The sequence below is a fragment of the Streptomyces sp. NPDC001020 genome (assembly GCF_053599115.1).
The window spans coordinates 31,659-43,328 of record NZ_JBSFLQ010000052.1; the positions used below are offsets into that span (position 1 = coordinate 31,659).

3 protein-coding genes are annotated in these 11,670 nt (G+C 74.0%); all 3 read right to left on the reverse strand.

The genetic code is table 11. The features are described from left to right. Positions 1–33: 33 nt before the first annotated feature. On the reverse strand, positions 34–3,420 hold the full coding sequence (locus tag ACWDEX_RS33210) for a non-ribosomal peptide synthetase (RefSeq protein WP_450468180.1): 3,387 nt from the start codon (positions 3,418–3,420) through the stop codon (positions 34–36). Then, positions 3,417–7,649: an amino acid adenylation domain-containing protein gene (locus ACWDEX_RS33215; protein WP_450468181.1), complete on the reverse strand. Its 4,233-nt coding sequence runs from the start codon at positions 7,647–7,649 to the stop codon at positions 3,417–3,419. The genes ACWDEX_RS33210 and ACWDEX_RS33215 overlap by 4 nt, the downstream gene beginning before the upstream one ends. Positions 7,650–7,723: 74 nt before the next feature. After that, positions 7,724–11,670 (reverse strand): SDR family NAD(P)-dependent oxidoreductase (locus ACWDEX_RS33220; RefSeq protein WP_450468182.1); only part of this gene is annotated, 3,947 nt, incomplete at its 5' end.

An 11,670-nucleotide genomic window follows, 5' to 3' on the forward strand; every position in this document is an offset into this window, starting at 1 on the left:
GTCCTTCCTCGTGTTCCGGCGTCCGGCACGGCGTCATCGCCCGGCGGCGAGCCGACCGGCGAGCTCGGCGACGGTCGGACACTCGAAGAGCAGTCCCAGGTCGTCCTCGGTGTCCTCCAGGAGGCCGAGCTCCTCGCGGATCCTGGTCAGGATCAGAACGGCGTGGAGCGAATCGCCCCCGAGTTCGAAGAAGTTGTCGCCGACTCCGAAGTCCTCCCGTTCCAGGACCTCCGTCCACATCCGCATCAGCCGCTCCTCCAGCTCGTCGCGGGGCGCGGTCTGCTCCTCGGGCGGCAGCGAGGCCCAGGGGACGGGCAGCGCGCCGCGGTCCACCTTGCCGTTGGCACTCAGCGGCACCTCGTCGATGAAGAGGAGGTGGTGGGGGACCATGTAGTCCGGGAGCAGCTTCTCGACGGCGGCGCGGACGTCCGCGGCGGCCTCCGCGGGGTCCGCGGGCGTACCGCCGGCGGCCACCAGGTGGGCCACGAGCTGGCGCCGCCCGGTGGACGGATTGCGTTCGACCCCGGCGAGCGCCTCCGCGACGTGGGGTGCCGAGCGCAGCGCCGCCTCGATCTCGCCGAGTTCGATGCGGTAGCCGTTGAGCTTCACCTGGAAGTCGGCGCGCCCGAGGAAGTCGATGTCGCCGCCGGGCAGATACCGCCCGAGGTCGCCCGTGCGGTAGAGGCGCTCGCCTGTCTCCGGGTGGACGACGAAGCGTTCCGCGGTCAGTTCGGGCGCGGCCCAGTAACCGCGGGCGACTCCAGTGCCGCCGATCCAGATCTCCCCCGTCGTCCACACCGGGCAGGGCGCGAGGTCCGCGTCGTACACGTACAGGCTCTGGTTGGCCAGCGGCTTGCCGTACGGGATGCGGGTCCACTCCGGGGGGACATCGCCGATCGGGTGGTGCACCGACCAGATCGACGCCTCGGTGGCGCCCCCGAGGCTGATCACCTGCGCGCCGGTGTGCCGGGCGCGGACGGCGTCCGGCAGGGCGACCGGTATCCAGTCGCCGCTGAGGAGCACCAGCCGCAGCGAGGAGGGGCCCTCGGAAGCGTCAGGAGCGGCCGCGCACGCCTCGGTCGCCGCCTGCATCAGGGCCGGCACAGAATTCCAGACGGTCACACGGTGACGGCGCACCAGCGCGTCCCAGTGCAGGGGGTCGTGCGCGCGGTCGGGACCGGGGATCACCACGGCGGCGCCTGCGGCGAGGGTGCCGAACACGTCGTACACGGAGAGGTCGAAGCTGAGGGCGGAGAGGGCGAGCACCCGGTCGTCCGGGCCGACGGCGAAGCGCCGGTTGATGTCCTGCACGGTGTTGGCGGCGGCACCGTGGTCGATCATCACGCCCTTGGGCTCGCCGGTGGAGCCGGAAGTGAAGATGGTGTAGGCGAGGTCCTCGGGCCGCACCCCGGTCTCGGGCGGCGTCGGGTCGGCCGCGCGCACCTCGGGGTCGTCCGGGGTGATGACGGTGACGCCGGCGGGCCAGTCGAACCCCTCGCCCAAAGCGCGGTCGGTGACGACGACGCGGGCCTCGCCCCGCTCGACGAGCCGCAGGCGGCGGGCGTCCGGCCAGTCGGGGCTGATCGGCAGGTAGGCGCTGCCCGAGAGGGCGACGGCGAGCACGGCCACGACCTGGTCCACGCCGCGCTCCATGACGACGGCGGTAAGGGTGTCGCGGCGAGCTCCGAGGCCGACGAGCCGCCGGGCGAGCCGGGAGGCGCGGGCGAGCACATCGGCGTAGGTGTGGGAGCCACTTGCGTCGATCACCGCGACGGCGTCGGGGCAGGTGCGGGCACGCGAGACGACGAGGTCGCCGAGGGTGCGCGCGGGGATCGGTTCGGCGGTGTCGTTGGCGGCGGCCCGCTCGGTGTGCTGCCACGCGGGCAGGGGTGCGGCCTCCCCGCTGCGCGTCCAGGCGTCCCGGTGGCCGGCCAGGTCGTCCAGCGCCGCACCGTAGGCGGCGAACATGTCGTCCAGCAGGCCCTCGGGGAACAGCTCCTCGACCGCGTCCCAGTTCCAGAGCAGCGCACCGCGCTCCTCCGTCACCTGGTGGTCGAGCCAGACCTGTGGGGTCTGGGTGATGCCGTACACCTCGTCTCCGAAGAAGCGGATCCCCTCCGAGGGGTCCTCGCCCCCGCTGCCGAGCACGAGCGCGCTGGTGAAGACGACCGGCATCGAGGCGCCGGGCCCGCCGCCGCCGCGGCGGGTGCGCTCGCGCAGCACCCGCACCCCACTGAACTCCGGGTGCTCCAGGTCGCGCATGAGCTGCTGCTGAACGCGGCGCACCCGGTCGGTGAAGGACTCGCCGGACCGCGCGGTGACCGCGAGCAGCGACACGGAGGTGAAGTCGCCGATCAGTTCGCCCATGCGGGGATGGGTCTGAGGGCGGTTGAAGAGGGTCAGGTCGAGGGTGAGGTCCCGCTTGCCCGACCAGGTGCGCAGCACGTCGGCGTACGCGGTCATCAGCACCGCGGACGGGGTCACGCCGATCTCGCGGGCGCGTTCCTTCAGCACGGTCCACTGCTGCGGCGACAGCCGTCCGCCGCGGTGGGAGAACCGGGGGCGTTCGATGGTGGCGGGCTGGACGGCGAGGGGCAGCGCGGGCGCCGAGGGCAGGCTGTCGAGCCGGTCGGTCCAGTACGCTTCGGCGGCCCGGTAGCGCTCCGAGTCGCGGGCCGCAACCTCCGCCAGCACGTGATCACGGTAGGTGAGGTCCAGCGGCTCGGGCGTCCACGCGGGGTCCTCGTAGAAGCGGCGCCAGTCCCGGAACAGGAGGTACATGCTGTATCCGTCGAGGATCAGTGTGTCCAGGCTGACATGGAGCCGCAGCCTGCCCGAGTCGAGCCGGGAGGCGCGGATGTCGAAGAGCGGCCAGCGGTCCGCGGGAAGGACCTGGTGGTCCATCTCCTCCCGGGTCCGCAGGATCTCCTGCTCCTGCTTCTCAGGCGCGAGCCCGCTGAGGTCGGCGACGGGCAGCCGGTAGGCCGGTACATCTTCGAGGACGCGCTGGGTGCCGTCCGGGGCGATGACGGCCCGGAGCATGTCGTGCCGGGCGATGACCGCCCGCAGGCTCCGTTCCAGCCGGTCGGTGTCGAGGCCGGTGCGTTCGAGTTCGAAGTAGATGTGGGTGGAGACGCCGCCGAGTTCGACGGCGGAGCCGCGACCGACCCAGTAGGCGTGCTGGATGTCCGTCAGCGGGAAGGGCTCGTGGCGGTCCTGGGGCCGCGGTACCAGATCGGGCGCCGCGGGTGGCCCGGACATGTCCCGGAGGACGGCGACGAGTTCGTCGCGGTGGGCGCGCAGCCGGTCGCGCAGTTCGGGGGTGAGGGCGCCGGCCGGGGCCAGCACGTCCAGTTTGCCGTCGGTCAGGCGCAGCCTGATGCCGTTGCGGCGCAACTCGCCGAGCAGGTCCTGAATCACCGTGGATCTCCTCCGTCTCCCGCGGCCGCGGTCACCGGGCCTTCGCCGCCCGGCGGGTCTTCCAGCGCGGCGGCGACGGTGCCGGCCGACGCGCCGGAGAGCAGGGTGTGGTGGGTGCCGGGCACCCGGTGGACGTCGACGGCACCGGTCGTCAGTGCGGCCCAGCCCCAGTCGGGGTCGTTCGCGTGGGGGTGGCCCGTGAACTCGCTGACCTCGCCGTCGGTGGCACGGATCACGGTGACGTCGGCGGAGACCGGGGACGCGGTGTACCGGGTGCACGCCTCCACGACACCCCGGAACACCGCGAAGGTGTCGGCCAGTTCGCCCCGGTCGGTGCCGGGCGCGGTCAGCCCGTGCGCGGGCAGGGCGTCGAGGGCGGTGGCGAGCCGTTCGGCGACCGGCGGCCCGGCGGGGCCGGGCAGTGCGGCGGCGCCCGGCGTCCGCGCGTCGAAGCCGATGTCCAGATCCTCGACGAACCAGAGCAGCATCCGGGTCTCGTCCACCGACTCTGCGGCACCGGCGACGGGTGCGGGCGAGTCGACGACGGCGAGCCGTTCGACCCGCTCGCCGCGCTCCTCCAGCAGCCGGACCACCTCGGCCGCGATCACCGCGCCGGACGACCAGCCGCCGATCCGGTACGGCCCGTGCGGCCGCTCGGCCGTGATCGCGTCGGCGTACAGGGCGGCGAGCGCCGGCACACTGTCCAGCGGCTCCCGGCCGGCCGCCGGTCCCGGTGCCTGGAGCGCGAGGAACGGTGCGTCGAGAGCTTCGGCGAGCGCCCGGTAGCAGAGGACGTTGCCGCCCGCCGGGTGGACGAAGAACCAGGGGACCGTGTCGGCGGCGCCGTTGCGCAGCCGCACCAGAGGACTCCAGCCTCCGGACCGGTTCTCCAGCCAGTCCGCGAGCCCGGCCACCGTACGGCGTTCGAGCAGCGTTCCCAGCGGGACCCGATGCCCGAGTGTGCGGGCGATCCGGCCGATCACCCGCAGGGCGGTGAACGACTGGCCGCCGAGGTCGAAGAAGTCGTCGTGCGCGCCGACCGGTCCGCAGCCCAGGACCGCTGCCCAGATCTCCGCCAGGGCCCGTTCGGTCGGCGTGGCGGGCGGGACGGCGGCGGCGTCGCCGCCCGCGGCGGTGGGACCGATCGCCTCCAGCGCTCGGCGGTCGACCTTGCCGTTGGAGGTGAGAGGGAGGCGTTCCAGCACGGTCACATGGGTCGGAACCATGTAGCCGGCAAGACGCCCGGCCAGCGCCTCCCGTACCCGGGCCGGCTCCGGCTCGGGGCCTCCGTCCTCCGCCGTCAGGTATGCCGCCAGCTGCTTGCCGGAGTCGGTCGGGCGGGCCACGACGGCGGCCTGGCCGACGCCCGGCAGGTCCAGCAGCGCGTGCTCGATCTCGCCGGGTTCCACGCGGAAGCCCTGGATCTTGACCTGGAAGTCCGTACGGCCGAGGAACTCGATGTCCCCGCCGGGCAGTCGGCGTCCCAGGTCCCCGGTCCGGTACAGCCGTTCCCCCGTTCCGGGGTGGCGCACGAAGGCGGCCGCGGTCCGCTCCTCGTCCCCGAGGTAGCCGAGCGCGAGACCCACGCCGCCGATGTGGAGCTGTCCCGCGACCCAGTCGGGGGTCTCCCGCCCGAGGTCGTCCAGGATGTACCAGCTCTGGTTGGCGAGCGGTCGGCCGTAGGGGATGCTCGTCCAGGCCGGGTCGGTCGTCTCCACCGGGTGACAGATCGACCAGATGGACGCCTCGGTCGCCCCGCCGAGGCTGACGACCCGCGCGCCGGGCGCCACGGCCCGGATCCGGTCGGGCAGGCCGACGGGGATCCAGTCGCCGCTGAGCAGCACGGTGCGCAGCGACGGGAAGGTGAGCCCGCTCCCCTCGGCCTCCTCCACGAAGAGCTGCATCAGGGCGGGCACCGAGTTCCACACGGTGACGCCGTGCTCCCGCACGGCCCGGGTCCAGGCGGCGGGGTCGGGCGGCCCGGGGTCGGCGAGCACCAGGGTGGCACCTGCCTCCAGCGTCCCGAAGACGTCGTAGACCGAGAGGTCGAACCAGAGCGACGAGACGCCGAACAGCACGTCGTCGCGGGTGATCCCGAAGCGGCTGTTGATGTCGACGATGGTGTTGAGCGGGCCCCGGTGGTCGAGGACCGCCCCCTTCGGGTGCCCGGTGGAGCCGGAGGTGTAGATGACGTAGGCCGGGTCGCCCGGGTCCCGGGCGGCCCGCGGTGCCGGGTCGGGCGGCGCCGGTGCCGGATCGTGGGTCTCGACCGCGAGCACCGGGACACCGTTCGGGGCGGCGATGCCGTCCCGGCGGGCGGCCGTGGTGAGCACGGCGGTGGCGCCGGTGTCCCGCAGGACATAGCGCACCCGGTCGGCAGGCCAGCTCGGGTCGACCGGCACGTAGACGGCGCCGGCGGTCAACGCGCCCAGGACCGCCGCGATCTGCTCCGGTCCGCGCGGTGCCGCCACGGCGACCAGGTCACCGGTGGCCACGCCCTCGGCGCGCAGCCGCCGGGCGATGTCGTGGGCGTGCCCGGCGAGTTCGCCGTAGCCGAGCGTGCGGTCCCCGGCGACCACGGCGGGCCGCCAGGGCTGCACCGTCGCCCGGCGGTCCAGCGCGTCGTGCAGCAGGCCCGGGGGCGGTCCCACCGTGGGAGCGTTGAGCGCGGCGTTCCGGGCGCGCTGATACTCCGGGAGCGGGGCGAACGCCCGCTCGCCCCATGCCTCGTCGCGGTCGGCGAGACGCAGCACCATGGTGCGGTACGCCTCTTGCATTGCGTCGATCAGCCCCGGCGGGAACATGTCCTCGATGACGTCCCAGATCACCCAGAGGCTGCCGTCCTTCAGGTCCCAGAACTCGCAGTCGATGAGCGTCTGGGGTGTCTCCAGGAGACTGTCCACGGGGCGTTCGGCGCCGCCGACGAACAGCGCGCTGCCGACGGCGTAGGGGCACACCGCTTTGCCCGGGGTGCGCCGGTGCTGGTTGAGCGCCTGGAGGACCTTCACACCGCTCCAGTGGACGTGCTCGACGTCCCGCAGGACCTGCCGCTGGAGCCGCTGGGCACGGTCCTCGAAGGTCTCGTCGTGCCGCCAGTCGACCTCCAGCGGGTAGAGCGAGGCGAAGTTGCCGAACACCTCGCCCATCCGCGGGTGCAGCGGGAGCCGGTGGGTGATCATGTTGTTGAGCAGGAAGTGCCGGGACCCGCTCCAGTAGGAGAGCACCTCGGCGTGCACCGCGCACAGGACGTTGGTCGTGGTCAGGCCCCGGGCGGCGGCCTTCTCCCGGAGCGAGGACCAGACCTCGGGCGGGAAGAGGAGCTCTCGTCGCTCCAGCCGCGAACGCCGCCGGGGGTCGGCACCGTTCGCGAGCGGGATCTCGGGCGCGCCGGGCCAGCCGGCTATGCGGTCGGTCCAGTATTTCCGGGACGCCAGGCCCAGCGGGGACTCCTCCAGCTCGGCGAGCGCCAGCACACAGTCGCGGTAACTGATCTCCAGTTCGGGCGGGTCGAACCCGGGGTTGTGGTAGCGGTGCAGCACAGTGTCGACGAAGCGCAGGGTGGCGGGCGCGTCGCTGAAGAGGTTGTTGTTGTTGTAGTGGAGCTTCGCTCCGCCGTCCGGAAGCAGGCTGAGCCGCATGTCCACCCACGGCCACCGGTCGTGCACCGGTTCGCGGCGCTTCATCTCGGCACGGACCCGGTCGATGTGGATGGCCACATCGTCGGCGCTTCGCCCGCGCATGTCGTACACCTCGATGCGGGCAGGCGCCGGGTCGCGGACCGTCTGGAGGCGCAGGTCGTCGCGGACGACGACGATGTTCCGCCGCTGGTGGTCGAGTTCCTCGTTGAGCGCCTTCTCCAGCCGGCCCGGGTCGGGGTCGGCGAGGTCGTACTCCATGTACTGGTGGGGGCGTACGTAGTACTCGAAGCCCTCCCGGCTGCCCATGATGAAGGACATCTGGAGGTCCGACGGGGCGAACGGCTCGTACAGGTTCGCCTCGTCCGCCTCGACGACCGGCAGCTCGTGCGCCGGTTCGCGGTGGTCGCGCCCGGCGAGCCAGGCGACGAGGTCCGGCTTGTGGCGGCCGAGGCGGTCGCGCAGGTCCACGGTGAGCGCTCCCCGGGGGGCGATCACATCGACCCTCTCCCCTGCGGCGAGCCGCAGTCTGATGCCCGCCCTGGCGAGGTCGTCGAGCAGTGCGGGAACCGCGGCCGAACTGTCCGAAGTCACAGCGGGGTCTCCTTGTCCGCCGGTTGACGTGTCGTGGGGGCCGGGTTCCGGCCGTCGGGAACGCGCGGGTGCGGTCACAGCGTCAGCACCTCGGTATCGGCGTCGTCCTGCCCCTCGTCGTCGGCGGCGAGCACGCTCATCGCGGCGAGCTGGTGCAGGATCAGGCCGGCGATCTCGCGGGCGGTGCCGCCGCCGAAGAGGAAGTCGGCGGGGACGTCCGCGAGGAAGTCGGACCGCAGGCGGTTGCGGAGCCGGATCGTGGTCAGCGAGTCGAAACCGAGTTCGTTGAGGCGCCGGTGCCCGAAGGAGGGGCGCATCGCCTCCCGTTCGGTCACGGAGAGACCGAGTACCGAGGCGACCACGTCCAGCAGGCTGCCGAGCACGGCCTGCGGCGCCTCGTCGGGCCGCTCGACGGCCAGCCGGACCAAGTCCTCAGCGGCGCCGCCGCTCCCGGCGTCGTCGGCGGGAGCGGTGTCCGGAACCAGCGCCGCGATCAGTGTGTCGGGACGGGTGCGGCCGGCCGCGGCCGCGAAGCGGGCCCAGTCGACGGCACCGAGCGCGAGGTGCCCGAGGCAGTCCCGCGGCGCCCGGTCGAGCGCGTCCAGCGCCGCGTCGGAGGTCATCCCGTGGAAGCCCAGGGCGGCGAACTGCCCGAGCAGCCCGCGGTCGGCCGCCATGCCGGTGCCGGACCAGGCGCCCCAGGCGACGCTGAGGGCCGGCAGGCCGCAGCGCCGGCGGTGGACGGCCAGGGCGTCGAGGAAGGTGTTGGCCATCAGATAGCCGGGTTGGCCGGTCAGCCCGGTCAGCGCGCCGAGGGCGGAGCAGAGCACGAAGAAGCCGAGGTCGAGCCCCCGGGTCCCCTGGTGCAGGTGCCAGGCGCCCTTCGCCTTGGCGTCGAGCGCCCGGCGCACACCGTCCCAGTCGGCGCGCTCGACGACCGCGTCGTCGCTGACGCCCGCGGCATGGACCACACCGTGCAGCGGCGGGAGCGTCTCCCTGGCGTGGGCCAGGACCCGGTCGACGGCGGCCCCGTCGGCGACATCGGCGGCGAGCATCTCGACCCGCACACCGCGCCCGCGCAGGGCCGCGACCGCCGCGGGCGGCTCCTGCGGCACGGTACGGCCGACGAGCAACAGGTTCTCGGCCCCCTGGTCGGCTAGCCGCCCGGCGACGGCGAGACCGATGCCGCCGAGACCGCCGGTGACGAGATACGTCGCCCCGGGGCGGACCGGCAGCGCGCCGGAGCCCGGTGCCGGGTCCCCGGCCGCGCCCGTCGCGGTCTCCCGAAGCCGGGCCTCGTACCAGCGCCCGTCGCGCACAGCGAGATGACCGGAGCCGCCGAGGGCGGCCGCCCGGTCGAGGATCTCGCCCGGCGCGGGCGCCGGTGCGGACGGATCCACGTCGACCTGGACGCAGGTGAGTTCCGGGTACTCGGCGACCACGGCACGGACCAGGCCTGTCAGCACGGACGCGCCCACGGCAGGCCCGGTGCCGCCTGGGACGGGAGAGGCCGCTCCCGCGGAGCGCACGACGATGTCGGGCCCGACCGCGGCGAAGCTCCGCAGGAAGTCGCCGAGGACGGCCGTGTTCCGCCGGGCCAGCCGGTAGGCGCTGCCGACCGGGTCCTCCGGCTCGGCCGCCGGGTCCTCGGGGTCCGCGAGCAGGACGAGTCCGCCGACGGTCCGCCGTTCCCCGCTCAGTTCCCGGAACACGTCCGGGGCGTCGCCGGACGGGTCTCCGTCCGGCCCGTCCGCGAGGTGCACCGGCGCCGTCGTGATGCCGCGCGCCGTGAGCTGGGCGCACCAGGCGGCGACCTCCTCGCGGCCGGTGCCGCAGACGAGCCAGGTGCCCCGGTCGGCCGCGCGGTCCGCCGCGCCGGCGGGCGCCGCCGGCTCCCAGGCCACGGCCCAGGTCCGGGGGGCGTCCACCCGCCCGGCCTCCGGCTCGGCGCGCGGAACCGTACGGAAGCGCAGGCCCTCCACTCCCGCCAGGACGCCGCCGTCCGCCGCGAGGACCTCCAGGTCGAGCAGGACGTCGCCGGTACCGGGCGTGTCCCGTCGCCGGGCCCGGCAGAAGACCTCGGTGGGCAGCGGGGCCCAGACGTCGAGGCGTTCGACCCCGACCGGCACGCGCAGGGCGCCGTCGTCGACGAAGGCGACGAGAATCTGGAAGCAGGCGTCCAGCACCACGGGGTGCAGCAGACAGACGCCCTCGTCGCGGGTCGCTTCGGGCACCTCGACGCGGGCCACGGCACGGTCGCCGTCCTGCCACACGCGCCGCATGGCCCGGTAGGCGGGGCCGTAGTCCAGGCCGACGTCCCGGTACGCGTCGTACAGCCGCCCGGTGGGCAGCTCCCGCATCTCGGAGCCGGGATGCGGGGTGGCGACCGGAGCGGGGCGCGGCCTGTCGCCGGGGCCCACCACGCCCGCCGTCACGTGCTCGGTCCACCCGCCCGCGATGTGCGGACCGGCATCCGGCCGCCTGCTGAGACACCGCACGCGGCGGGTGCCGGACGTCCCTTCGGCGACGGCCTGGACCGCGACCGGGGTGCCGTCCGCGGGGAAGGGCAGGAAGGCGTCGAAGGTGACGTCGCGCAGCGTCCAGGCGCCTTCGGTCCCCTGTGCGGGACGGACGGCGGCCAGTGCCCATTCCAGCATCGCGCTCGCGGGCAGCACGGCCCGGCCGTCGGCGCGGTGCCCCTCGACGAACCAGGGGTCGCGCACGGAGAGTTCGCGGCCGAACCAGCTCTCCCGGTCGGTCGCCAGCTCGATGCGTCCGCCGAGCAGGGGGTGCGCTCCCGCCGGGGCGTCCCCGCCTCGCGGCCGGCGGACGAGGTCCGGGCCCTCCAGCCAGTGGCGCCGCCCCTGGAACGCGTAGGTGGGCAGGTCCACCACACCGGTGCCGGTGTCGTGGCCGATGTGCGGGCGCTCCACCGCGATGTTGGCGACGTGGAGGGTGGCGAGCGCCGTGGCGAGGGTACGTGCCTCCGGGCGTTCGCGGTGGAGCGCATGGGCCAGGACGGGCGCGGGCGTGACGCAGTCGGCCGCGGTCTCCTCGACGAACGCGGTGAGCGTGGCGTCGGGGCCGATCTCCAGGAAGGTGACGACGCCGTCGTCGAGCAGCGACCGGGTCCCGTCCAGGAAGCGCACGGTGGAGCGCAGGTGCCGCACCCAGTAGTCCGGTGTGCGGAGGTCGTCGCCGGTGGCGGGCCGACCCGTGAGGTCGGAGACGACGGGCACCTGCGGCGGGTGGAACGTCAGTGTGCGGGCCACGGCCCGGAACTCCTCCAGGACGCCGTCCATCATCGACGAGTGGAAGGCGTGGCTGACCCGCAGCCGGGTGGTCCGCCGCCCGCGCGCCTCCCAGTAGGAGGCCATCTTCGTCACGGTCGCGTCATCGCCGGAGATGACCACGGCCCGGGGACCGTTGACGGCGGCGACGGAGACGCTCTCGTCGAACTCCCCGGCGCAGGAGAGCATCTCCGCCTCGTCGGCCTCGACGGCGATCATCGCGCCGTCGTCGGGGGCGGCCTCCATCAGCCGGGCCCTGGCGGCGACCAGGGTGCACGCGTCGGTCAGGTCCATGACACCTGCGGCGTGGGCGGCGGAGATACCGCCCACGGAGTGCCCGATCAGGTGGTCGGGAGCCGGGCCCATGGAGCGGACCAGGGCGTAGAGGGCGGTCTGCAGGGCGAAGATCGCGGGTTGAGCGTAGGCGGTGCGGTTCAGCAGCGCGGCCTGCGACGAGCCCGGCTCGGCGAACACCACGTCGCGCAGCGGGAGTTCGAGGTGACGGTCGAACTGCGCACAGACCGCGTCGAACGCCTCCGCGAAGACGGGGTAGGTGCGGTGGAGTTCGGCCCCCATGCCGGGTCGCTGGGCGCCCTGTCCGGAGAAGAGGAACGCGGTGCGGCCGCGTGCGGGGGTGCCCGTGACGAGGTGGTCGGTGGTTTCGTCGCGGGCGAGGGCGTCGAGTCCGGCCAAGAGCTCGGCCCGGTCCTGCCCCACCACGACCGCACGAT